The following is a 23796-nucleotide window of genomic DNA, read 5'->3' on the forward strand; positions in this document are numbered from 1 at the left end:
CTGAACATTGAACGTATGTCATGTCTCATATCAAAATCAGTCCTCATAACAAACAAACCAGCTGGGAATTCAATGTAGAATTCCTAAGCTGGTTTTTACATGTTACTCGGTATAATCACTTGTCGCAGTTCGCCCCGCCTCTACACTGATCCAGTAGGAATAATCTTCGCGTACGTCCACATAGAGGTTAAGTTCCTTCGCATCAAGGTTACTTACCGTGAGTTTAAAATTGCCATAAGCATCTGTTGTAACCTGCTGCGTTTGGATATGCTCTACAGCAGGCGAAGGACCATGGATTTTGATCGGCATCGTCTGGTTGGCATACGCCGGGAACGTACCTTGAAGGACCAGCGTGTGATCTGCAGAATATACAGCTTTCATGGTCTGATCCGGTAATCTGCCGTTCTTTTCATTCTCGGTAGCTTCATTGGCATTCTTTGGTCTGCTCCATAGTTCGAAGCCTTTTTCTTTCAGGTTCTGGAGAAAAACAACGGCTTCTGCCCGGGTCAAGGATTCTTGTCCCGCATAACCTTGCACCGTAGCTGCTGTTTTGCCTGAAGAGTATCCCATGTTCAGCAGATACCGGATGGCATCGTCATCCTGGGTATATTTTTTACCGCCAAGCCCCGCCACGATTACGGCTACTTCTGTTCGGTTCAAGGCATGATTGCGTATCTTCGGATTCTGTTTGCTGGCATCCAGATTCAGATTCAACGCGGAAGCATAGGTATAATAACGATCACTCCAGATGTTTCCTTTGATAGCTTGTCCCTCTGCAGCATCGATGCTCTGAATGACATGGGAATTCGCATACAGCTTAAACAACATGGAGAGGAATTCGGCTTCACTCACCTGATTGTTGGGTTTGAACGTTCCATCCTCGTATCCACTGACCATCTCCTGTTGAACGGCCCATTGAATGGCGTCTTTCGCCCAATGTGTGCGGATATCACTTAATTGGGGAATTCCCGTTACCGTAACAGAGACAACCGCTTCTTTCCCTTCAAAACGAATCCGGATTTCGGCTTTACCGGCCTGAAGTCCGACTATTTTTCCATTCTTGATGGCAATGCGATCTGACGTCGTGGTGAAGGAAACGTTAGATTGTGGAACATAGGATGTTCCGTTATCATTCACTGCAGTGATTGAAGGCAGATCAATCTGTTCTCCTGCTCGGACGTTCAGGTTTGGTTGTCCTGGCGTTATACGGGTAAGAGTGGCATCTTGAACACCGTCAACATGGAAGAAACGTGTGGAGTATGAGATCTCCGCTGCTGTACCATTTTTCTTTTGCAGACCTGTAATTCGAATGTCGAACGTATCGCCGTTCTTTAACAATTGCACATCGTCCGGACGGAAGATGATGGCGTAGCCATATCCATATCCACCTGTCTCTACATTGAAATAGGCTTGATTAAACCATTGTTTATCCGCAGGGTCCACGTTGTAATAACCGGTTGGAAAGCCACTGTTCTGATTCTTGGCATTAAAGGTCCACGTACGTTGATCGGAAGTCCGAGTCATCTCGACCTGTACCTCAGATAGTGATGGTTTCGCGAATACATCTGTATTCAGTTGAACAGACCAGGCCTGTGTACTGCCAAAGGCTTCGATTGGAAATGCGCCCTGATTCGGGAACAGGCTGTAGTTGAACGAAGTTCCCCCAGTTCTGCTTTTATCAAATACCTGCATGGCACTATAGTACTGATCATATGTCTTGCCTGCTTCACTACGAGTGGCGAGTCCAAATCCGATTCGTTGCAGTTGTGGACTCAAAATCCAGCGCCGATGACCGAGTCGATCAATATTGGAGGCGTCTGAATCATTCATGTAGGCCTGTATGCTTTTTGTCAGGACGTTATTCTTGGCACTGCTGGTAACGTACAGATTGGAGCTGCTGGCAGACTTTGAACCGGTGTCAAAGAAATCCTTTGGCATATCTCCTGGCTGCTCTGGATAATGGGACAGGTATCCACCCGTGGAGACCACAACAGCCCCATGCTGGGCTTGACGATTCAAGGTAGGATCAAGGACAAGATCGCCCTGTAGCCCCGTGATAAAACGATAAAAGTTGGCTGCGTTCAGCCCTTGTTCCAGATAGGCATCACTTACCACACCAGCAGAGTAGGGAGCACTTGTCAAAGGTGTCTCTGTATACAGGGGAGATGTATCATTGCCATTCATCCACTGATTCCACTTTTGAACGATCTCCTGCTGACTTCGCTCAGGCAACAAACTGTCGACCTGTTCCGCGTGTGCAGCTTGAGCACCCCATAACAGAAACAGCAGGCCTGCCAAGGGCAGAGCGAACAGCGAACGCATTTTATTTTTCCGGTAAACCATGTTTCCAACCCCTCTCATATCTGAACGTACGAAGAACATATGCATGTACAGCATTATGGTATATTCATCGACATTACAGCTTGTTTTGCTTAGAGCCAGGCATGGGGAGCATAAGGCCGAGCGCATGAAGGAGGGAGTTTAAATTAGGCAGTTGGTGATTCATTTGTGAAAAAAAGAGCACAGGCTACCCCGCTGATTCGGGACAGCTTATGCTCTTTCTACATATGTATCTACTTTTTAGTCGAGACTCAGGTCGAAATCAGGCTCACACATATAATCTAATGGGTACAGATCATCTCGTGCCGAGATTAATGCACGGAAATGCAGATCCCTGATACCGTGCTCAGTTGCACTTTCATCTGAGCGATTGGAAACAAGTTCAGCTACCACAAAAACGTCTTCTGCGAGGTTACATTTAAAAAGAACATTTTTCGGATGAATGACTTCCTCCAGGTAACTATACGTCATCACGTGAAATGTTTGTCCACGCCAGTTTGTCTTGATCACTTTATAGGACTGTGTGCGAACCAGATCCAAATAACGTTCCAGCTGGAACGTATGTTCAAATTGCGTAATATAACCTTTTTTGTCCACATCAATCGTAAACTCCACATCATAGCTCACATGCATTTCATCTTTATAAGATCCGTTCATGACCTTCATGTTGTCAAAGTGTGATCCGAATTCCGGATCTTCCACATAGGGAATGGTAACGAGTTCAGGATCAACATGATCTGTAATCTGGCTGTTACTGGAAGGTGGGGTGTAATACTTCGATGGCTGAAGATCAATCGATCCAATCATGCTTCCTGGGAAACCGGGGCTGCAAGTTATTCGCATAGTCATCTCCTTAGTTGTTGGTCAGTAGTTAGACGAACGAGTAAGAATAAAGTTGCACCAGAATAAGGAAATGAAGGACGGGAAGAACCCAGTATGTTTATCTCCCAAAACATCGAGCAGGAACGAATGGTAGGCAAGTATTCTTTTAAGTCATGAATCGCACGTCTACTTCTGTTCCTGCTACTTTCATATGAACAGGAGTACTGGCACTATTTCCAATCTACTTACTCTTTTGATACAGTAACTGTAGGACATATCGGAGGTATATACCATATATGGAACAATGTTTTCATGAATGGGTCATGGAGAACCGTACCCCGTATCGCTCTCGGAGAGGAGTCCATCTAATGAATGTGAATGAACATGTGATCGAACAACAGTCCCTTACCTTTGTGGGCGTCAAACGAACGTTCTCTTGTGTGGATGGTGAGAATCTAAGAGAAATTCCTAAGATGTGGCAGGATGCATTGGCAGACGGAATTGAGGGACGTTTAAACGGGTTCAATAACGGAGCTATTCCCGGTCTGGTGGGCATCTGTGTAGATCAGCGAGAGCTGCAGGACAATCAAATGGAGTATTGGATTGCTACCTCTCACTCAGGTGAAGTGCCTGAAGGTTTGGTGTCCATCGAACTTCCCGCGTCCCATTGGGTTGTATTTGAGGCCGATGAATTAGAGCCGGAGGCGATACAACGCTTGTGGCACCATATTATGACAGAGTGGTTTCCTTCCACTTCATATAAGCATGCAGGGATTCCGGAACTTGAAGTGTATAGAGGTCACGGCACACCTCCCCAAGTCTGGATACCTGTAAAATCTGTGTGAGCAAAATTGAATTAGGAGGTCTACGATGTTATCCAATAAAGTAATTGATCATTGCCAGGAGCAAGGCTGGTGGCATGAAGATGTTCCAGCAGCATACGAAGAAGCATTGCGGAAGCTTGAGATCGATCTTCAGTCGGATTTCGCACAATTTTATTTACATGCAGAGGATGGACCGACTTTTTACAGCAGGCATCAGGAGTTGTATCAGATCTGCTGGTTTATGGAGAACACCGTATATATGGAAGACATGAATGTAGCACAGCTTACACTGGGACTTCCCGAGGCGTATATTCCACTGGACAGTTTTGAAGGTGAAGGTGGATTTTTCTACAACCGTCAGACGGGAGAAGTGGTGCTGGTGGAACTGGGCGAATCGATTGAACGGTTTCTTAATGGCGAGAGTGAGCCACAGTGGGCTGATTTCAATGCTTTTCTGGAGTGGTATTTCGTCCTGGAGGAGGAGACGGTGCAATGAAAGATCTGACACCGGAACATGCCGAACTGGAGCGACAAATTGTAGAAACGGTAGAAGCCGGTAATGTGCTGGATGAGACGCAACAACATGAACAAGCACTTATCTATTATGATCAGGCATGGGGCATGTTGCCCGAGCCTAAGATGGAATGGGAGATTGCAAGCTGGATCGCATCCTGCCACGCAAATGCACATATAGATCTGAAGCAATATGAACTGGCGAAGCCATGGGCTGAGATATCGTTAAGTGCGCGGAGTTCAGATAGAAGTACGAGTCCGTTGATCGATCTCGGCATGATCTGCATGAGACTTGAACAGCATGACGAGGCGTATTCGTATCTGCATCAGGCGTATGAGTTCGGCAGAGAGCGTGCATTTCAGGGAAGCCCGAGGGACCTGTTGAACTATTATAAGGAAGAGCGCGCCAAGCGTACCTAGAGTGATTCCGACCATACCATGAAACAAAAAGGGTACCCCGGTTTGGCCAAACATGACCACAGGAGTACCCTTTCGAGTTGAATATTCGTTTATTACTTATTACAGGATGTTCCACTTCATCTAATCCGAAATGTTACGCGTATAGTATTCAATAATATCCTTACGACGGATAATACCGAGGAAGACACGATCGACATCCACCACGGGCACAAAATTTTGGTCTGCTGCAAGTGTCAGCATATCCTCCATTTCAGCCTCAATGAATACACATTCATTATATACCCGATTGTTAATCTCATGGACTTGAACCTGATCCATCGTATCAAAAGTCAATCCGGGTGTATTTCGCATTTTCCATAACAAATCGCCTTCGGACAGGGTAGCAACATATTTTCCATCCTGGTCAATCACGGGAATGGCGGTGTAGTGTTGCGATTCCAATTGCTCAATAGCATCTTTCATGGAAGCGGTAGACTTGATATAGGCCACTTCGGCTTTGGGGAGTAAAAAATAGCTGATTTCCATCATCGGGCTCCTTTTCAGCCTTTTGCATAGCAAAAAAGCTTTAGTATGTAATCTCACTCTTCTTATTTAAACATATTATGTGAGCTTTCGGCTATTTTTAATGATAAATTCGTCAGATTTGTTTCATTGTTTAAATGGCTCTGGAAATCTATAGTGTATATTAGAGGTGATGTAACCATGAAATCCAAACGTAAATTAATGTACGGACTGCTGCCCATCTTGTTTGCAGGTGGAATCGGAATGTATCTATACATGCAGAATAACAAAGAAGCAGAGGCCAAACCCCAGACTACCGTGAATCAATACATAGAGCATCTGCAAAAAAAAGAATTTGACCAGTTGTACACCTTGATGACACCTGCTTCGCTGCAAGAGTCGGGCATGAACAAGGAACAATTTGTTGAGAAATACAATGCGATCTATTCGGGTATGGAAGTATCCACCGTCAAAGCGGAGGTTAAGCCTATGGATGTTGCCGAAACGGCTTCCGATGGCAGTAAGACCGATGCAGAGAAACAAAACCCGGATACGTACGAGGTGGATTATAATCTGCAACTGACAACTTTTTTGGGAGAAGTCAGTGAGACGCATACATTGAAACTGGTCCGGCAAGAGCTTGAGGACGGAGGCAAAAACTGGCAAATAAACTGGCAGCCTTCGCTGATCCTGAATGACATGGTTAAGGGCAGTAAGGTACGAGTGAGGACGCTGTTCCCGGATCGTGGAGACATTGTAGATCGTGATGGTTTGCCACTCGCTACCAAGGGCACGATGAATGAATGGGGAATTGTACCTGAGAAACTTGGTGATAACCCGGACCAGATGATTGCTCGAATCGCGAGCCATTATCAGGTTTCGGAAGATGCCATTCATAAGGCGCTTGCGCAGACATGGGTGAAGCCGGAGTATTTTGTCCCGATTGGTTCAACGGAGGAGTTTGACGTACCAGAATCTTTAAGCGGGGTTACGATGCAAAGCAAGGAAATCCGCTATTATCCACTTGGTGAGGCAGCTGCGCACCTGATTGGTTACGTGCGCAAAGCCACCAAGGAAGATCTGGATAAGGATACGGAAGGGTATTATCGCGCAGAAGATTGGATTGGTAAAGCGGGTTTGGAGCAGTCCATGGAGAAACAGCTGCGTGGTGAACGTGGTGGTCTGATTGAAATCACGGATGAATCCGGTAACTCCCGTTCTGAGCTTATTCGCAAGGATGCTGTAGATGGACAGAATGTTCAGCTGACGATTAGATCCAAACAGCAAAAGAAATTATATCAGACATTATCCAGTGGTGGAGACGCCGGTGCAATGGTTCTAATGAATCCGACGGACGGCAATCTGCTGGCGTTGGTCAGTGCACCTTCCTATAACCCGAACAAAATGGTCACAGGACTTACACAGGCAGAGTGGGATGCTTATTCGGCGAATGAGAAGCTTCCTTTTATCAACAGAGTCACTACCCGGTATGCACCAGGATCAACCTTCAAAGCGATTACAGCCGCAGCGGGACTGATGGAGAAGGTGACTACAGCGGACAAAACACATGATATCTCTGGCTTGCAATGGCGTAAAGACGATAGTTGGGGCGGTTATTATGTCAAGCGTGTGAAGAGTTTATCTCCGGTTAACATGGTTGATGCACTGGTATACTCGGATAATATTTACTTTGCCATGGAAGCGATTGAGATGGGCAGCGCCAAGTTTATTGATGGGATTCAGAAGTTTGGTTTTGGTGATAACTTTGGACTGGATGAAATGTATCTGAAGCCAAGCCAATATGCCAATGAAGCACATCTGGATCTGTCGTCTGAGGTATTACTCGCGGATACGTCTTACGGGCAAGGGGAGATGTTAATGTCCCCGATTCATCTTGCAGCGTCATTTACACCTTTTATTAATGAAGGGAAGCTGGTGAAACCTGTTCTGATCGAGGGAAAAGAAAGCACTAACCCTGAGGTAATTATTACTCCGGAAGCCGCAAATACGGTTAAGGATGCTTTGGGAGAAGTTGTTTCCCGGCAGGGAGGCACCGCCCACACCTTGAATTCAGTTCCTGGAGGACTCGCGGGCAAGACGGGAACAGCGGAGCTGAAAGCGAAGAAGGGAGAGAAGGGGCAGGAAAACGGATTTTTCGTAGTATTTGATACCGATTCTCCGATCTTCCTGTTATCAGCTGTAATTGAAGAGGTGAACGGCCGAGGTGGAAGCCACTATGTCGTGGATAAATTAAAGCCTTTTTTGGAAAAGTTGGAGATTACGCAGTAACTCCGATTTAATATATAGCTTCGCAAGCATTTTAAATAGCCCGGTCACCATGTTATGGTTCTCACATGTGACCGGGCCTTTTTTATTTTATTCAATATGGAATCATTTATTTCCTTGCAGTGATCATGAAGCGTGCCGAGTTGGTACGAATACCCTTCTCGTCGTGATTTTCTTTCACAAACTGCTGGAATCGCTCGAAGTCAGTGTCTACCTTTCCGAAATCAGGAATGATGGGTGCATGGGTTAGGAGAAACATCAAATCTTCGGGTGTAGCGTAATGCTCCACCACATTATATTCACGGGCCTGAATGTCATGGAAACCTGCTTTTTGAAGTTCATGTTTGTACCGTTCCATCAATGTACCAGGTTGAATGCCAAGGCTCTGTCCACGGCCAAAAGCTTCTGAAATGTTGGATTTATCGTGTTCGCTGACCTGCTGGGTTAGAAATATCCCGCCATCAGCAAGAACCCTGAATACTTCTGAAGCAGAGAATCCGGAGTGTCTGGAAGATACCACATTAAAGAAGCAATCTGGAAAAGCCAGTTTTTCTGCGTCCATATGAAGAAAGCGTACATTGGAATGACCGCCCGTAGCCTGAAGATTATGCTGTGCGGTCTCAATCATTCCTTGAGCGAGATCAATTCCCACCAGTAATAAGGCTTCTTCCGCAATGGACAGAATAGCTTCTCCGCCACCTGTTCCGATATCTAGCAACAGATCGGACGGTCGTGTATGGCGAACAACTTCCTTATAGAAGTTCCATCCGATTTTCTCCGAGACAACGTTCATGGAGCTGAAGTTCCAGCCATTCGTCCGGCCTACTCGTTCATAAAAGTCAGCGTAATCTATTTTGTTTTTCATTTTCATATTCCTCCAATGTGAGTTTGTTTGAACAGGACAAGAGAGTTGTGCCAAATCGTTCTAGTGTAAATGGTCGAATAGGATCAAATGGGCAGACGTATCCCTTGATAGCTGGTACGCGTTTTGACCCAGCCCGACGACTAATTACTTCGAACAATACGGAGCAACATCCGGGTCACCTCACAAGTTGGAATGTCTCCATTATATTCAATTGACAGCGTATACGCGAGGTGTTATTTTGAGGTGAAATCTATTCTATGAGTTCGAGGTGATCGATGGTGGCTATTCGTGCTAAGCAGATTTTTGTCAATTTACCTGTTCAAGATTTGAAGAAATCGGTTGAGTTTTTTACCAAGGTGGGGTTTGAGTTTGACGCCAATTTTACGGACGAGTCTGCTACTTGTATGATCATTGGGGAAAATATTTATGCCATGCTTTTGGTGGAGGAACGTTTCCAATCCTTCATCTCGAAAAAAATCTCCAATGCTGCTGATACAACCGAAGTCATCGTTGCCCTGTCTGTAGATAGCCGTGAGCAGGTAGATTCGATTGTACAAGCTGCCCTTGATGCAGGAGCGAAGCCATCCAACGAACCACAGGATCATGGATTCATGTATGGATGGAGTTTTCAGGATCTGGATGATCATCTGTGGGAAGTCTCCTATATGGATCTAAGCGCTTTTCCTTCGGCGTGACAAAATGAAAATAAGTAGAACCTTCCTATAGTATAATAGGAAGGTTTTTTGCATCTTTTCTTCATCCATTTATTATCGGAAGTATGCATTCACACATCCCCATGGACATGGACATGAATAGGATAACCCGAGCTTGTTAAAAACGATCACAGGGAGATGACCATGATTCGTTCAAACGTGAAAAGTTATCGCTATCGTATTGGTAAAAAGCAATATATCGTAATCCAGATTCACCAAACGGCGAAGGGCTATGCTGACTCAGGTAACGTACTTGCAAGTAATGCAGTTAACGTGCAGATTCTGAAACAGAAAGGTCGCCGTTCTTCTCGCAGACGTTAGTCTGGCAGCAGAGAAGAGAAGTAGGGAGGGGGATGAATAATGAGTACACGCAAAAAGAAAGCAAAACAAGTTAACCGGGTGGACGTGGACAAAAGCCGTTTGAAATTCCAGGCACGACAGTCAGCCAAAGCTTCGGTTGGACAGGGCGGTAATGCATTCGCGATCAATGCCAACGAACTGGGCAACATCCGGGTGCGCGCAGGACAGCAGGGCTGAACAGGAGGAGATACCGCGTGTCGGTATCTCCTTTTTCGTTTATGGAAACACGCACAGAATTTATCCGGATTACATATGGTGTATTTTACCTTTTTGCTATATGATAAGTGTCGATTCCTGTTGACACTAAGTATCGAAAGATGCCTAAAGCTGATGTACTAAAAAGTTAGAAGGTAAGTATACATACGTTTCTTTTTGATGGAGGGATTAGGATGTATTGTCACATATGTGGGACCAAAAGTAGTCCTGGGGATAGTACTTGCAGAAAGTGTAACACAAAACTGAAAGATGCAAGCTCCACAGAGGAACAGATCTGGGCGGAAACAGCCGTGGGTTTGGAAAAAAGAACAGAAGAAACAGCCGAATTATTATCCCGGCAGCAACAGCCTGCACCCAGACAGAGCAACACCAGTCAAGGCCGCGCATTTAGTTGGATCATTCCACTGCTACTTGCAGCCGTGATGGGGGCTTTACTAACGTTCTACTACAAGCAGGAGATGAGTATTAATGCGGAGGTGAAAACTCTGCATCAACAGGCGGAACAAGCTGCACTAGAGGGGAAATATAAAGAGGCTCTTCAGCTGCTGGACAGCGCTCTAACGAAACGACCGAACTATGATGCACTTATACAGGATCGGCAAATTACGGCGAAAGCGTTCAATCTGATGAATCAGTTGGATGAGGCATCCACAAGTCTGAAGACAGGAAAGCTGTCCGCAGGAGACAAGACCATTCAGGCTGTAGCCAAAGCGTTGATGGAGCGGGAAGAACCTGTTTTTGCCAAAGTGCGTGCCGCATTCAACAACAGAAAGGTAACGCTGGCCGTATTGAAGGTGAAAAAGGAAATCGACAGTTTGACAACAATTGAGGCACTAGCTGAGAAGCTGGATACCGTATCAAACTTGAAAGGCAAGGAAGCTGAGACGGTAGAGAAGCAAATTGTCGACAAGCTCGCAAGCATAAGTTATAAAGAGGCGGAACAGCAAGTAAAGCAAAAGAATTTCACAAATGCTTTACAAACGGTCGACCAGGGATTGTCCTATGCTCCGGAAAATGAAAAACTGACTTCGTATCGTGAACGGGTGCTCAGTGAAAAAAAGGCATTTGAAAAAGCGGAAGCGGATCGCATTCAACTGGCGGAGCAACAGGCTGCAGAAGAAGATCTGATGAATCGAACGGCGGCAGTAAGTGTCGTGAACGTTGATGCGACGCTTGATATGTACGGGGATCTTTATATTAGCGGTTCATTGATCAATAATGCAACTCGACCGATCTCTTCCGTTACAGTTTTGATTGATATTTATGATATAGACGGTGTATACCTGGGCCAAACTTATGCAGATGTGTATCCAAGCTGGCTGGATGTGGGGGAAGAAGGTTTTTTTGAAACCTATTATTATGGTGTGTACGAGGAAGCGGAAATCTCTGTTGTGAATGCAACGTGGTATCTCGAATAGGGGGACAGGTTGGAATGGCCAAACGAACATGGAGTACGATCATATCCAGTGCTATTATCATTGGTGCTGGAGCAGGAGGCGTGTTCTGGATACACCAGCATTCAGCAGATCAGTTGCAGGATGGGCCCAGACTGGCAGTTGTTGCCGCGAAGGAAACGGAAAATGCGGCAGCGACGACTGCCTCCAAGCAACCTGTGAAGAAGACACGCAAACAGATTATAGAAGAAAGCCAGAAGAAAGTGGTAACGATCGAGAGTAGCAGCGGATTGGGCTCCGGTTTTCTCTACAATGATCAGGGAGATGTCGTGACCAATGCGCATGTGGTGGAGGGGGCGAATGAAGTAACTATTCGGACCTTGAACCATGAGGAATACAAGGGGACGGTTATTGGTATTGGGGATGAAACAGACGTAGCTGTAGTCAGGGTTCCTGATTTGAAAAAAATTAAGCCGTTAATCATCGCCAAATCCAAAGCTGAGACCGGAGACGAGATTCTGGCATTGGGTAGTCCACTTGGGCTAGAGAACACCGTAACAACCGGAATCATCAGTGGATTGGGGCGTAGCTTTGAAATAGCGCCTTACATCTATAGTAACCTCTATCAGATTTCTGCACCAATAACACATGGCAACAGTGGTGGACCACTCATTAGTGCGGAGACTGGTGAAGTGATCGGCATTAATTCGGCGGTCGTGGAACAGGAAGGGGGAATAGGATTCAGTATCCCTATGACTAGTGTGCTCAAGCAGGTACAGGCGTGGTCCAAAAATCCTTCTGGCACAACGTCGGTACGGACGGCTGGAGATACTCACTTGGGTTCAGCCACTAAGACATTGCAAGCAGAAGGAATTGTAACGGACTTTTATACAAGCCTTAATCTGAGTGATTATGTCACTGCTTATGCACTGCTCGGAAGCGAGTGGCAGAGTGCTACAACATATGCCAAGTTCAGAGAAGGATATCTGAATACAAGTGAAGTGACCATCAGTGAGGTGTCCTCAGTCAATAAAGGCGATGACGAGATGGAAGTGAAGGCAATGATTACAGCAAATGAACGCAAGGATGGGGAATATATACTATCGCAATATCGGGTCGAGTATCAGTTGGGTTATGAGAATGGTCAACTGAAAATATTGCATGGTAAAGGTAAAAAAGTGAAATGATTGTGGAGGGAGAGTTGGCCTATATGCCAAGTCTCCTTTTTGATTGCTTATATTCGATGTATCTGTTAAAATACAGAACGAATGTTCAGTATGTATGGGACGGAGTGAAATGGAATGAATATGAATAAAAAGCAACTTCAAACCGAGCAGACCAAGAAAAAACTTGCGGATGCTTCCAAAGCCCTTTTTGTACAAAAAGGTTATAAAGCAACGTCCATTGAGGATATTGTAGCTGCGACGGGCAGCAGCAAAGGCAATATATATTACCATTTTAAAAGTAAGGAAGGTCTGTTCCTCTATCTAATCGATGAGTGGGACCGGGAGTGGGAAGAGAGCTGGGCGGCCAAAGAACATCTCTATCGCACCTCCACGGAAAAGGTTTATGGTTTGGCGGAACAATTAGTTCTGGATGATATGAATCACCCGCTGACGAAGGCAGCTGATGAGTTCTTCACAGGGGAAAAGAAAGAAAATGATATTGAGGAGCGGATCTCCTTAATGTTTGAGCGGCATATTCAATTTAATAAACAAATGATAGAGCAAGGCATTGAGAGCGGTGAGTTCAAAGCAGACAATGTAGATAATCTCGCACTCATATTGGAAAGTACCATTATTGGTCTTAGTCAGATGTCACGGGGCATGGAGCCAGATCAGGCTCTTGCGTTATACCGCCAGGCCGCCAGTGTATTCTTACATGGGATTGCAAAAGATAAAGATTAAGCAACATTTTGACAACTACGGAGGATGGAATCATGGCATTACTTACACGGAACAGGGGCGCACTGCTGCTGTTAATGTTTAATATTTTTCTTGTTTTTACGGGTATTGGTCTGGTTGTGCCGATCATGCCTGCGTATATGGATCTACTGCATATCACCGGATTCACGGTTGGATTGCTGGTAGCGGCATTTTCCTTCACACAGTTCCTGTTCTCCCCGCTTGCGGGTAGATGGTCGGATACGTGGGGACGTAAGAAAATTATCGTTGGCGGCATGCTGATCTTTGCCGTATCGGAGTTTATGTTTGGTGCGGTCAATGCACCAGTCTTGCTATTCGCAGCCCGGATGTTAGGCGGTATTGGTGCGGCGATGATCTTCCCGGCAGTTATGGCATACACCGCGGATATTACAACAGAGGAAGAACGCGGCAAAGGTATGGGATTGATTAATGCAGCGATTACAACCGGATTTATTATCGGTCCGGGAATTGGTGGGTACATTGCGGACTTTGGCATTCGAATTCCGTTTTACGCCGCTGGGGTTGCCGGGTTGCTGGCATCCATCATTACATTGATTATCTTGCCTGAATCTACGCGAAGCACAGGAGAACAAAGTAAACCTATCCCTGGCTTAACGAAGGTCAAAGCTCCAGGTATGGTATCCCAATTGCTGAATTCATACCGTGAACCATACTTTTTCAGTTTGATCATCGTGTTTGTTATGGCATTTGGTCTGGCGAACTATGAGACGGTATTTTCACTGTTTGTGGATCACAAGTTTGGCTTCACGACCAAAGACATTGCATTTATCATTACATTTGGTTCCATCGCGGGTGCGGTTGTGCAAGTATCCCTGATCGGTTGGTTGCTCAATCGGTTTGGTGAAAAGATGGTCATTTCGGTCTGTCTGTTATTTGTAGCCGTATTTGTACTGTTGACCTTGTTTGTGCATACGTACTGGCTCATTCTTGTTGTAACGTTTATCGTCTTTCTGGGTATGGATATTTTACGTCCGGCGATCAGTACACAGATGTCCAAACTGGCACAAGAACAACAGGGCTTTGTAGCCGGACTGAACTCGGCGTATACCAGTTTGGGGAATATCGCAGGTCCAATCGTAGCTGGAGCACTGTTCGATGTGAATATTAACTATCCTTATGTTTCAGCAGCAGCCGTTCTGGCGATCTGTTTCCTGTTATCCCTGCGGGTACTCAGAGGGGCCAAAGCGGTAAAGCAACCGAAGGCTGAAATGTAATTCTATAATTTGAAAAGAAGTACTTTAATACGAAAAAACAGTCGATCACACCTAACGTGTGGTCGACTGTTTTTTATTATGATATTAAAGGATTACAGTATTAACGGATTTCTCCATTCGTTTCAATCAGTTTTTGATACCAGTGGAAACTCTGTTTGCGGATACGTCTCAATTCCTTGATATCGAATTCCTCACGATCCACATAGATGAATCCATAACGTTTGCTTGATCCTTGATGTGTGCTAACCAGATCGATCGCAGACCAAGGGCAGAAGCCAAATACATCCACGCCGTCCGTGATCGCCAGTTGAATCTGATCGATATGTTTCTTGAAGAACTGAATACGATACGGATCGTTAACCACGTCGCCTTCCTCCAGTTTATCAAAGGCACCCAGACCATTTTCCGTAACAATCAATGGCAGGTGGTAACGGGAGTAGATCTGGCGAAGGGTAGAGCGGAAGCCCACCGGATCAATTTCCCAGCCAAACTCCGTTTTTTGCAGATTGGGATTCACAGATCCTCTATATGCACCCGGTTCACCTACGATTTCATGCTGATCTCCTGTATGGGAGAAGTCATTACCATCGTTCAGACTTTCACCAACCGTTTGAGAAGTATAGTAGTTAAAAGCAATAAAGTCAGGGTTTCCTTGCGCTAAGATGTCCATATCTCCGTCTTCAATGACAGGCGTATATCCTTTCTCTTCGAGATAACTCCAGGCAATATGATTATAACGTCCATATACCGCCATATCGAGATAGAGCCAGTTACGAATGGCAGCATAGTTATCAGCCGCGAGTGTGTCTTCTGGTTTGGAGCTCGCCGGGTAAATTACACCGATATTAGGAGCTGGGCCAATTTTGGCTTCAGGCAGCATATCATGACATAGGACCATGGCTTTAGCTTGAGCAACCAGCATGTGGTGATTTTGCTGATACAGTGTTTTTTGCGGATCAACAAGTGTTGTATCCAGTGTACCCAGAGAGCCAGGATGCAGGATCAGCATATTTTGTTCGTTAATGGTCAACCAATATTTGACCCGATCTCCGTAGTTCTCATAAAGGGTCTTGGCATATTGTTCAAAAGCATCAATCGTTGCACGGTTGGACCAGCCACCTTTTTCTTCAAGTGCATAAGGAAGATCGAAGTGATACATCGTCACAATGGGTTCAATACCGTATTTAATTAACTCATTAATGAGAGAATCGTAAAAGGCGAGCCCCTTCGGATTCACTTCACCCGCTCCTTGCGGATAGATGCGTGTCCATGCGATGGAGAAGCGGTAGGCTTTAAAGCCCATTTCGGCGAGCAACGCCACATCTTCTTTGTACATATGATAGTGATCACTGGTTACCTTGAAGTCGGTTACGCCTTCCACATGATTGCCCATGTCGATGACAGAAGGGCCTTTGCCATCTTCATTCCAGGCTCCCTCGATCTGATAGGCAGAGGTTGAACCTCCCCAGAAGAAATCTTTAGGAAATGGTTTCAGTTGAGTATGTTTCATGGTTAGTTCCTCCTAAGTTGAATTCATAATATATAAGTTGGGTCAGACAACGAGAGTCAGCAGGACATCATTTTTCTGTACCTGTTCCTGAGTCGTTTCGAACACATCTACTTCTTGCTGCGTTAGGGTCACAATGACAGGTGTTACGGTTTCGTATCCGGCTTCCTTGATCTTATCGATGTCAAACTGGATCAACAGATCGCCCTGTCTGACGATATCCCCTTCCTGAACGACAGGAGAGAAGTGTTTTCCTTTCAGTGCTACTGTGTTGATGCCAATATGAATCAGGATTTCCGTTCCTGCGTTGGTGGTTAGTCCAATGGCATGTCCAGTTGGGAAGAGGGAAGTGACAACACCGTCTACCGGAGCGACAACTTCACCAATCTCAGGGACAATCGCCAAACCTTTGCCCATAGCACCAGTCGAAAAGGCGGGGTCATTAATAGTACTCAGTGCTACGGCTTTACCTGTAAGTGGGCTATAGATTTGTTCTTTCTTGATCTCCGTTGTTTTGGTCTCAGGTACTTCAGGAAGTTCTGCTGGTGTACTTTGAGCCGATGTGTTGGAGACAGATTCATTTGTCCCGGAAACTGTATCTTTGGTTTTGCTTTCGTAACCAAACATCACGGTTAATACCGCTGCTACCGCAAAGGAGCAGGCAATCGCAATTACGTAGACTACCGTTGGTGTATAGACGGGAATGGCAAATATATTGTGGAACACATAAGCAGTCATTTTAACACCAAAGTGACCATTAATGGCACCGCCGATCGCACCCGCGATGACCACGATAGGAATCACACGTTTATAACGCAGGATCAGGCCGTATACGATTGGTTCAGTGACACCTGCAAGTAAACCGGTAAGGCTGGTCGAGCCAGCAAGGGTTCGCAGGGTTTTGTTCTTTTTGGCTTTCAGGAAAATACCGAACGCTACACCGATTTGTGCAAATACAGCTGCAGCAGCCATGGCCTCAATTGGATCGCCGCCAACCCCGATATTTTGTATCGTGATTGGAGTAAAGCCCCAGTGGAGTCCGAACACAACCATGAAGGTCATGAATCCACCCAGTACAACCCCTGATAATATACCGCTGACGCCAATGAGCCAAGTTACGCCGGAGGAGATCCAGTCACCTACCGTAGTGCCGAATGGTCCAAAGGCCATTGCGGACAGCGGAACCATAATCATCAGAGCAATCATCGGTACAAGGAACAATTGCAGGTCTTTCAAAATGATTTTCTTGAGTAACTTATCGAGAACAGCGTAGATACTAATCGATATGAAGATTGGGAATACGCTGGCTGAATAATTCATCATCACAACCGGTATACCCAGGAACGATACATCTGAGCCCTTATCCATCAGCCCGGTGAAGCTCGGTTCCATCAGAGCGGCACCAATTACGCCAGCTACATAAGGATTAGCTTTCAGCTTCATACCCAGTGTGATGCCGAGGAAAATGGGCAAGAAATAAAATACAGCGTTGCCGGCAGCAGATAGAATCAGGTATGTGTCACTTGTATCCGACATCCATCCGAGCATGGTCAAGACAGTCAGCAAAGCTTTTAGCATACCTGATCCTGCCATAGCCGGGATTAACGGTGAGAAACTTCCGGATATTATTTCAAAAACTTTGGATAATAGCGAGGTTTTTTCCCCTGTGGACTCACCCGATGAGGAGGAGTCTCCTCCGAAATCCCGGTTTTTCATAATCTCCGCATATACATGAGCCACGTTACTACCGATGACAACCTGGAACTGGCCTCCGCTTTCTACAACGGTAATAATGCCATCGTGTTTCTCAAGCGTTTCACGTTCAGCCTTTTTCGAATCTTTCAGGTCGAATCTCAGCCGGGTCGCACAGTGGACAAGACCATTGATATTGGCTTCTCCGCCGACGAGACGAACGATGTCATCCCCCATTTTTTTATGATCCATGTTCATTCTCCTTTGTTGTTAAGATTGCCTGAAAACAAAAAAATACCTAAACGAATGGCTATGATCATCGGAAAGATGACCTGTTGCCAATCATTTAGGTATCGCCTGCGTGAGCAGTAACAATCCTTGTCGTTAAGTTGTGAGACCTACTATATCTGACGCCGAAATCGTTTGCAAGCTTTTTTTATTCCACGTCAAGCAAATCGTTACGGGAAGTGACACGTTGAATATGGATCGTCAAATACACCTTTTCATCAATGGACATGGCACTTTCAAACTTATCTTCAAGGTACTGATTGATCCGTTGTGTGCACTCAAAAGCCTTGCTATATTTGTCCTTCACCTGCTCATACAGAAAGTTATCTCCTGAAGCAAATTGCTCCTGTTCATTACTCAACATTCTCTGCACAAAGTATTGCAGATGGGTAATAAACCGGGAATAATTAAATGAATTTTCATCCAGGGCAATGTGGTAATGGTTGGTCACAATGTTGAAGATATCATCAATTACTTCAGTGATTTCAACGGTTTGTTTCATGCCTTGAGCATCTTGACGAGCGTTAACAAAATGCATCGCAATAAAGCTGGCCTCATGTTCATCCATCTGGATGCCGAATTGTTCCTGGATCAGCTCCACAGCGTTCATGCCAATCCCAAATTCCTTTTTGTAAAACTTCTTAATCTGCCACAAAAGAGAATTCTTCAGCCCGACGGATTTACGGTACCGGGTAATGGCAAACTGAATATGATCGATCAATGATATATAGATATTATCACTAAAAATATCGCCCATTTCCTTTTTGGCATGGCCCACAATTTCGTCCGCTAACTTCAAATATTCGACCGATGTTTCCCCAATCAGATCGATTAACTTTTGTGGTATTTTATCCGATTTCAGCACAAAGGTTTTTTCGATTTTATCCTCATCCACGGGCTGTCCGTTTTTCTTTTTGAAGCCAAGACCGTTGCCAATCACAACAAATTCGTGACCAACCTGGTTCTCAGCCCGGATGACATTGTTGTTAAAAATCTGACGGATGATCATATATGTGTTTCACCTCAATTGGTCGTAATAATAACAAAAAACCCAAACTAAGGCTTAATAGACAGCCTTGGTTTGGGTATCGCCTGCTTACCAGTAACAATCCCGAAGAAGACGCAGCTTCCTCTTTCAATTATGTCCACTATACCGCTTTCATAACAGAATAACAATACAATGATTTATGGAAATGGACGTAAAGGCGTGGATTTTTGGTATAATAAGAAATGCTGGAAGTGAATTAGATGGGCTGGGTTGCATGATAAGTTACCGAGGACGGTCATTTTTAAGCATATACAGGATTATTGGAGTGATAACATGAGCAATGCAAAAGGAAAAGGCGGCACCGGCCGTGGTACGGGTAAAAAAGGCTGGAACCGTTGGCAAGCCGCTGCTAACCGGGCGAAAAGTGCCCCGAAGCCTTATAAAAGTAAAGGTACAAAGAAGAAGGACGATACCGAAACTTCAAGTGGCAAGCCCGAGTAAGTGTGGCTTGACGATGCCAGAGGAGAGAGCTGCCTGACTATCGGGTGGGTCTCTTTTTGCTTGAAAAGATAAAAAAATTAAATTGACAGTATTGTAGATATGGTAATAATATAGAGCTTACGCAAATTAGATGGTAGTGCTACTATATAGAGAAAGGAGCATCAGCATGCCTGTTAATATGGATGAAAATCCACTTGGACTGATTCTGTCACGGACGTATCTGGCATACAAAAAAACAACAACCAGAAATCTGAGTGAACAGGATATTACGCCGGAACAATTTGCAGTTCTGAATGAATTGAGCAAGGCTGGAAGCCATATATCACAGAAAAAACTGGCTGAATTAACAGTGCGGGACCAGACAACTGTAGGCAAAATTATAGACAAGTTGATTCGCAAAGGTCTGGTGACAAGAGAAGAAGATCCACAGGACCGCAGAGCGGTTTTGCTTTGTTTAACGGCGGAAGGACTGGAAATGAATAACGTTCTGACACCTAAGTCAAAAAAGCAAGAGCAAGAGGCACTCGCCGATTGTTCCCCTGAAGAGCTTGAAGCATTTATGAATGTGATGAATCGGATCTACGAAAAGATGAAATAAATTTTTTTGGTCTAATATGTGCATGTGCATATATATGTAGTGCAATTATTTTAATTTTAACTAATGGGAGTCGTGAACGAATGAAAAGCTTCAAAGATTTTCTTAAAGTGCCACAGACAAAAATAGGGTTGGTTTTTGCATTGATTGTTCCACTGTTATTTGTTGTGATCTGGATGACGGGTTATCATCAAGCCACGGAGAGAGTGGATCAACTTCAAGTAGCGCTGGTGAACGAAGACGGGACACAGGGAACAGAGGTGCAGAAGCAGATTGAAACGCTCGCGCCTTTCCATGTCAATGTACTGGATTCTGCCCAGGAAGCCGAGAAACAGATGAATGCAGGTAACTATGCGATGGTTATTGTTATTCCGGAAGGATTCACTGACCGGATTGAAGGCGGTAGAGAGACGAGTTTGTCCTTCTATATTAATCAGGGAAATGCTGATGTAGCCAAATCCATTGTGGAACACGCGGCGACTGGAATGACTGCACAAATGGGACAAGGGATTTTGGAGTCCAAGGTTCAAGTGACACTCAATGACGATAGTACAAACAGCGATGAACTGAGTGCAGCCATTGGACAAGCGATGGCAAAGATGAATGAAGGGCCTGTGAAGGCTGAAATTAATAAAACGAACAGTGTGAGTGATTTTGCTACATCGATGCTTCCCATGATTCTGGGTTTTATCACCTACATTGCTGCGATGACTATGAACATTCAGTTTAATATTACGTCGAATATGATGAAGCGTACCCATTCCAAATGGGAAATCTTCTGGGGACGGCAAATGCTGTTATTGTGTATAGCAGTGATCGTTCCTCTAATAGTGGATACAGTTGCTCTTCTGTTCACGGATGTGGCGAGCTCCTTCGGCGCGTTGTATCTGTATCATGTGCTGGTGAGTCTGGCGTGTATCTGTTTTACACAGATGAGTTTTGCCCTGTTTGGCAATGCAGGCCCTCTATTTAATGTTGCGATGGTTCCACTCCAGTTGATGACAGCAGGAAATATCATTCCAGCCGAGATGCTGGCGCCATTCTACCGTTATATCGGTAACTTTCTGCCCGCTTCAAATGGGGTACAGGGATTTATGCGTTTGATCTATAGTGGAGAGGCAGTAGGTGGATACATGGTTCATCTTCTGTTGATCTCCATTATTACGTGGGGAATTACGTTGCTGCGAGTTGGCATGCAAAAAGCAGGTAATGGACAGTTGACGATGACGCCTCCAGCATCAGCGCAGGCACAACATTAAGAGTTTCCTTCTATATATAATGTAATAACACACAAGAAAGTGGTTCACGTATAGTTATATGCGTGCATCACTTTTTTTGTGTATCTTCTATAATACCTCTACTTATACTCGTGGTAACTTACAGTCACCCCAGTAATCTTGAAAGACGTTGATATGAGGGATAAGTATAATTAAGCATATTAATGAAGCTAAAATATATTAGAGAAGATTTAGCCCTATTAATTCTAAAAACAATTAGACATGTATTGCGTTGTATGAATGGATTTTAGGATATAAAAACGATGCAACTGGGATAGAGGAGAGCAACACAGTAAAGGTGGTTGATTTGTGGTAAATGAATTTTATTAAATTAAGTATTGTAATTAATATCTATACGTGATATATTATTAATCCGGCCAAGAAAACACGGTTTAACACTGGTGCGGCAAGCAAATGACATAAGCTTCGAAAGAAACTTAAAAAAAGAGCTTGCAAAGTTGGTTCGGACATGATATTATATAAGAGTTGCTGAAGAGAACAACATTCGGTAACGAAACAAGTTTGATCTTTGAAAACTGAACAACGAGTGAGTAAACATTCTGCTTGCAGAATGAACGCGAAAGTTTGAAACAAGCCTTGGTTTGAATCGACTGGAGCACAAATGAGATTTTTAATCTCGTCAGATTCAAAATGAGCTTATCGCTCTTTTCAATACTTTATTGGAGAGTTTGATCCTGGCTCAGGACGAACGCTGGCGGCATGCCTAATACATGCAAGTCGAGCGGACTTGAAGAGAAGCTTGCTTCTCTGATGGTTAGCGGCGGACGGGTGAGTAACACGTAGGCAACCTGCCCTCAAGTTTGGGACAACTACCGGAAACGGTAGCTAATACCGAATAGTTGTTTTCTTCGCCTGAAGGAAACTGGAAAGACGGAGCAATCTGTCACTTGGGGATGGGCCTGCGGCGCATTAGCTAGTTGGTGGGGTAACGGCTCACCAAGGCGACGATGCGTAGCCGACCTGAGAGGGTGATCGGCCACACTGGGACTGAGACACGGCCCAGACTCCTACGGGAGGCAGCAGTAGGGAATCTTCCGCAATGGGCGAAAGCCTGACGGAGCAATGCCGCGTGAGTGATGAAGGTTTTCGGATCGTAAAGCTCTGTTGCCAGGGAAGAACGCTTGGGAGAGTAACTGCTCTCAAGGTGACGGTACCTGAGAAGAAAGCCCCGGCTAACTACGTGCCAGCAGCCGCGGTAATACGTAGGGGGCAAGCGTTGTCCGGAATTATTGGGCGTAAAGCGCGCGCAGGCGGTCATTTAAGTCTGGTGTTTAATCCCGGGGCTCAACCCCGGATCGCACTGGAAACTGGGTGACTTGAGTGCAGAAGAGGAGAGTGGAATTCCACGTGTAGCGGTGAAATGCGTAGATATGTGGAGGAACACCAGTGGCGAAGGCGACTCTCTGGGCTGTAACTGACGCTGAGGCGCGAAAGCGTGGGGAGCAAACAGGATTAGATACCCTGGTAGTCCACGCCGTAAACGATGAGTGCTAGGTGTTAGGGGTTTCGATACCCTTGGTGCCGAAGTTAACACATTAAGCACTCCGCCTGGGGAGTACGGTCGCAAGACTGAAACTCAAAGGAATTGACGGGGACCCGCACAAGCAGTGGAGTATGTGGTTTAATTCGAAGCAACGCGAAGAACCTTACCAGGTCTTGACATCTGAATGACCGGTGCAGAGATGTACCTTTTCTTCGGAACATTCAAGACAGGTGGTGCATGGTTGTCGTCAGCTCGTGTCGTGAGATGTTGGGTTAAGTCCCGCAACGAGCGCAACCCTTATATTTAGTTGCCAGCACTTCGGGTGGGCACTCTAGATAGACTGCCGGTGACAAACCGGAGGAAGGTGGGGATGACGTCAAATCATCATGCCCCTTATGACCTGGGCTACACACGTACTACAATGGCCGGTACAACGGGCTGCGAAATCGCGAGATGGAGCCAATCCCAACAAAGCCGGTCTCAGTTCGGATTGCAGGCTGCAACTCGCCTGCATGAAGTCGGAATTGCTAGTAATCGCGGATCAGCATGCCGCGGTGAATACGTTCCCGGGTCTTGTACACACCGCCCGTCACACCACGAGAGTTTATAACACCCGAAGTCGGTGGGGTAACCGCAAGGAGCCAGCCGCCGAAGGTGGGATAGATGATTGGGGTGAAGTCGTAACAAGGTAGCCGTATCGGAAGGTGCGGCTGGATCACCTCCTTTCTATGGAGAATCGTTTCCTGCAACGGAAACATTCAAATATAAAATCTAGCCAGGTCGGCTAGTTACTCACTCGTTGCTCAGTTTTGAGAGCTCAAACTCTCAAACAGCTTGCTTTTGCATGGAGCTTGTTCTTTGAAAACTAGATATCGAAACGAAACAAACGCGAATTAGAACATTCCTTTTTAGCTGAACTTGTGTAAACAAGTTTCAATAAAAACGGTAGTCAAATTGCTTTTGTGATGGTATCGGGTGAGAGTGACTTTTGGCTTTGCGTAAGCAAAACAAGGGAAGCGAGCGACCGAAA

The 23796-nt window shown here is 45.3% G+C and carries 21 protein-coding genes and 1 rRNA gene; 15 read left to right on the plus strand and 7 right to left on the minus strand.

Annotation, left to right across the window (positions count from 1 at the left end; genetic code table 11):
• Window positions 1-102: 102 nt before the first annotated feature.
• Both MKY87_RS20130 and MKY87_RS20135 read right to left on the minus strand, forming a co-directional pair.
• Window positions 103-2343, minus strand: coding sequence for an S-layer homology domain-containing protein (locus MKY87_RS20130; RefSeq protein ID WP_340965860.1), 2241 nt, complete (start codon window positions 2341-2343; stop codon window positions 103-105).
• A gap of 237 nt (window positions 2344-2580) precedes the next feature.
• Window positions 2581-3183 (minus strand): hypothetical protein, encoded by a 603-nt coding sequence (locus MKY87_RS20135; RefSeq protein ID WP_338590984.1) that lies wholly within the window; start codon window positions 3181-3183, stop codon window positions 2581-2583.
• 347 nt (window positions 3184-3530) lie between these two features.
• Between MKY87_RS20135 and MKY87_RS20140 the strand changes: the two genes are divergently transcribed.
• From MKY87_RS20140 to MKY87_RS20150, 3 genes are read left to right on the plus strand one after another with little or no spacing between them, the layout of a single operon-like run.
• Entirely contained in the window at window positions 3531-4007 is a 477-nt protein-coding gene (locus tag MKY87_RS20140) for a GyrI-like domain-containing protein (RefSeq protein WP_340965864.1), read from the plus strand.
• A 25-nt stretch (window positions 4008-4032) separates the two neighbouring features.
• Window positions 4033-4482, plus strand: a complete 450-nt coding sequence (locus MKY87_RS20145; RefSeq protein ID WP_249913495.1) for a hypothetical protein — start codon at window positions 4033-4035, stop codon at window positions 4480-4482.
• Window positions 4479-4919: a hypothetical protein gene (locus tag MKY87_RS20150; protein ID WP_340965865.1), complete on the plus strand. Its 441-nt coding sequence runs from the start codon at window positions 4479-4481 to the stop codon at window positions 4917-4919. The genes MKY87_RS20145 and MKY87_RS20150 overlap by 4 nt, the downstream gene beginning before the upstream one ends.
• Before the next feature lie 120 nt (window positions 4920-5039).
• On the opposite strand, the gene MKY87_RS20155 is transcribed toward MKY87_RS20150, so the two are convergent.
• Window positions 5040-5444 carry a CBS domain-containing protein gene (locus MKY87_RS20155; protein ID WP_047840578.1) on the minus strand — a complete coding sequence of 135 codons (405 nt, stop codon included), beginning with the start codon at window positions 5442-5444 and terminating at the stop codon, window positions 5040-5042.
• 177 nt (window positions 5445-5621) lie between these two features.
• Between MKY87_RS20155 and pbp4 the strand changes: the two genes are divergently transcribed.
• Window positions 5622-7709 carry a penicillin-binding protein PBP4(5) gene (gene pbp4, locus MKY87_RS20160; RefSeq protein WP_340965866.1) on the plus strand — a complete coding sequence of 696 codons (2088 nt, stop codon included), beginning with the start codon at window positions 5622-5624 and terminating at the stop codon, window positions 7707-7709.
• 106 nt (window positions 7710-7815) lie between these two features.
• On the opposite strand, the gene MKY87_RS20165 is transcribed toward pbp4, so the two are convergent.
• Window positions 7816-8571 carry a class I SAM-dependent methyltransferase gene (locus MKY87_RS20165; protein ID WP_340965867.1) on the minus strand — a complete coding sequence of 252 codons (756 nt, stop codon included), beginning with the start codon at window positions 8569-8571 and terminating at the stop codon, window positions 7816-7818.
• Between the two features lie 278 nt (window positions 8572-8849).
• Between MKY87_RS20165 and MKY87_RS20170 the strand changes: the two genes are divergently transcribed.
• From MKY87_RS20170 to MKY87_RS20200, 7 genes are all read left to right on the plus strand, one after another.
• Window positions 8850-9266, plus strand: coding sequence for a VOC family protein (locus tag MKY87_RS20170; RefSeq protein WP_091038947.1), 417 nt, complete (start codon window positions 8850-8852; stop codon window positions 9264-9266).
• Window positions 9267-9443: 177 nt separating this feature from the next.
• The gene (locus tag MKY87_RS20175) at window positions 9444-9605 is read left to right on the plus strand and encodes a hypothetical protein (RefSeq protein WP_340965868.1); all 162 of its coding nucleotides are present in this window, start codon (window positions 9444-9446) and stop codon (window positions 9603-9605) included.
• 39 nt (window positions 9606-9644) lie between these two features.
• Window positions 9645-9821 (plus strand): hypothetical protein, encoded by a 177-nt coding sequence (locus MKY87_RS20180; protein WP_190945045.1) that lies wholly within the window; start codon window positions 9645-9647, stop codon window positions 9819-9821.
• A 335-nt stretch (window positions 9822-10156) separates the two neighbouring features.
• A complete protein-coding gene (locus tag MKY87_RS20185; RefSeq protein ID WP_340965869.1) occupies window positions 10157-11278 on the plus strand; it encodes an FxLYD domain-containing protein in 1122 nt (373 codons plus the stop codon).
• A gap of 14 nt (window positions 11279-11292) precedes the next feature.
• Window positions 11293-12441 carry a S1C family serine protease gene (locus MKY87_RS20190; protein ID WP_340965870.1) on the plus strand — a complete coding sequence of 383 codons (1149 nt, stop codon included), beginning with the start codon at window positions 11293-11295 and terminating at the stop codon, window positions 12439-12441.
• Between the two features lie 120 nt (window positions 12442-12561).
• Entirely contained in the window at window positions 12562-13161 is a 600-nt protein-coding gene (locus MKY87_RS20195; protein WP_338594833.1) for a TetR/AcrR family transcriptional regulator, read from the plus strand.
• Between the two features lie 32 nt (window positions 13162-13193).
• A complete protein-coding gene (locus tag MKY87_RS20200; protein ID WP_340910222.1) occupies window positions 13194-14414 on the plus strand; it encodes an MFS transporter in 1221 nt (406 codons plus the stop codon).
• 100 nt (window positions 14415-14514) lie between these two features.
• Here MKY87_RS20200 and MKY87_RS20205 read toward each other — a convergent pair whose 3' ends face one another.
• The 3 genes from MKY87_RS20205 to licT all read right to left on the minus strand — a co-directional run bounded on the left by MKY87_RS20205 (window position 14515) and on the right by licT (window position 18910).
• Window positions 14515-15924 (minus strand): glycoside hydrolase family 1 protein, encoded by a 1410-nt coding sequence (locus MKY87_RS20205; protein WP_340965871.1) that lies wholly within the window; start codon window positions 15922-15924, stop codon window positions 14515-14517.
• Window positions 15925-15966: 42 nt separating this feature from the next.
• Entirely contained in the window at window positions 15967-17865 is a 1899-nt protein-coding gene (locus MKY87_RS20210; protein WP_340965873.1) for a beta-glucoside-specific PTS transporter subunit IIABC, read from the minus strand.
• Between the two features lie 184 nt (window positions 17866-18049).
• On the minus strand, window positions 18050-18910 hold the full coding sequence (licT, locus tag MKY87_RS20215) for a BglG family transcription antiterminator LicT (protein ID WP_340965875.1): 861 nt from the start codon (window positions 18908-18910) through the stop codon (window positions 18050-18052).
• Window positions 18911-19222: 312 nt separating this feature from the next.
• Between licT and MKY87_RS20220 the strand changes: the two genes are divergently transcribed.
• The 4 genes from MKY87_RS20220 (at window position 19223) to MKY87_RS20235 (ending at window position 23492) form a co-directional block, all read left to right on the plus strand.
• Window positions 19223-19390, plus strand: coding sequence for a DUF3934 family protein (locus MKY87_RS20220; RefSeq protein WP_074093608.1), 168 nt, complete (start codon window positions 19223-19225; stop codon window positions 19388-19390).
• Window positions 19391-19556: 166 nt separating this feature from the next.
• A complete protein-coding gene (locus MKY87_RS20225) occupies window positions 19557-19988 on the plus strand; it encodes a MarR family winged helix-turn-helix transcriptional regulator (RefSeq protein ID WP_074093609.1) in 432 nt (143 codons plus the stop codon).
• An 80-nt stretch (window positions 19989-20068) separates the two neighbouring features.
• Window positions 20069-21244 (plus strand): YhgE/Pip domain-containing protein, encoded by a 1176-nt coding sequence (locus tag MKY87_RS20230; RefSeq protein WP_340965876.1) that lies wholly within the window; start codon window positions 20069-20071, stop codon window positions 21242-21244.
• A 695-nt stretch (window positions 21245-21939) separates the two neighbouring features.
• Window positions 21940-23492: ribosomal RNA gene (locus tag MKY87_RS20235) — 16S ribosomal RNA — on the plus strand.
• Window positions 23493-23796 lie beyond the last annotated feature (304 nt).

It is taken from the genome of Paenibacillus sp. FSL R7-0198 (genome assembly GCF_038000415.1).
GTDB lineage: Bacteria > Bacillota > Bacilli > Paenibacillales > Paenibacillaceae > Paenibacillus.

Bases quoted from the DNA above. Each gene is read 5' to 3' on its own strand.
- MKY87_RS20135 (WP_338590984.1), bottom strand. From the start codon at position 3,183: ATGCGAATAACTTGCAGCCCCGGTTTCCCAGGAAGCATGATTGGATCG.
- MKY87_RS20230 (WP_340965876.1), top strand. From the start codon at position 20,069: ATGAAAAGCTTCAAAGATTTTCTTAAAGTGCCACAGACAAAAATAGGG.
- MKY87_RS20190 (WP_340965870.1), top strand. From the start codon at position 11,293: ATGGCCAAACGAACATGGAGTACGATCATATCCAGTGCTATTATCATT.
- MKY87_RS20200 (WP_340910222.1), top strand. From the start codon at position 13,194: ATGGCATTACTTACACGGAACAGGGGCGCACTGCTGCTGTTAATGTTT.
- MKY87_RS20205 (WP_340965871.1), bottom strand. From the start codon at position 15,924: ATGAAACATACTCAACTGAAACCATTTCCTAAAGATTTCTTCTGGGGA.
- MKY87_RS20195 (WP_338594833.1), top strand. From the start codon at position 12,562: ATGAATAAAAAGCAACTTCAAACCGAGCAGACCAAGAAAAAACTTGCG.
- MKY87_RS20220 (WP_074093608.1), top strand. From the start codon at position 19,223: ATGAGCAATGCAAAAGGAAAAGGCGGCACCGGCCGTGGTACGGGTAAA.
- licT (WP_340965875.1), bottom strand. From the start codon at position 18,910: ATGATCATCCGTCAGATTTTTAACAACAATGTCATCCGGGCTGAGAAC.
- MKY87_RS20155 (WP_047840578.1), bottom strand. From the start codon at position 5,444: ATGGAAATCAGCTATTTTTTACTCCCCAAAGCCGAAGTGGCCTATATC.
- MKY87_RS20145 (WP_249913495.1), top strand. From the start codon at position 4,033: ATGTTATCCAATAAAGTAATTGATCATTGCCAGGAGCAAGGCTGGTGG.
- MKY87_RS20225 (WP_074093609.1), top strand. From the start codon at position 19,557: ATGCCTGTTAATATGGATGAAAATCCACTTGGACTGATTCTGTCACGG.
- MKY87_RS20180 (WP_190945045.1), top strand. From the start codon at position 9,645: ATGAGTACACGCAAAAAGAAAGCAAAACAAGTTAACCGGGTGGACGTG.
- MKY87_RS20140 (WP_340965864.1), top strand. From the start codon at position 3,531: ATGAATGTGAATGAACATGTGATCGAACAACAGTCCCTTACCTTTGTG.
- MKY87_RS20210 (WP_340965873.1), bottom strand. From the start codon at position 17,865: ATGGATCATAAAAAAATGGGGGATGACATCGTTCGTCTCGTCGGCGGA.
- MKY87_RS20165 (WP_340965867.1), bottom strand. From the start codon at position 8,571: ATGAAAAACAAAATAGATTACGCTGACTTTTATGAACGAGTAGGCCGG.
- MKY87_RS20150 (WP_340965865.1), top strand. From the start codon at position 4,479: ATGAAAGATCTGACACCGGAACATGCCGAACTGGAGCGACAAATTGTA.
- MKY87_RS20130 (WP_340965860.1), bottom strand. From the start codon at position 2,343: ATGGTTTACCGGAAAAATAAAATGCGTTCGCTGTTCGCTCTGCCCTTG.
- pbp4 (WP_340965866.1), top strand. From the start codon at position 5,622: ATGAAATCCAAACGTAAATTAATGTACGGACTGCTGCCCATCTTGTTT.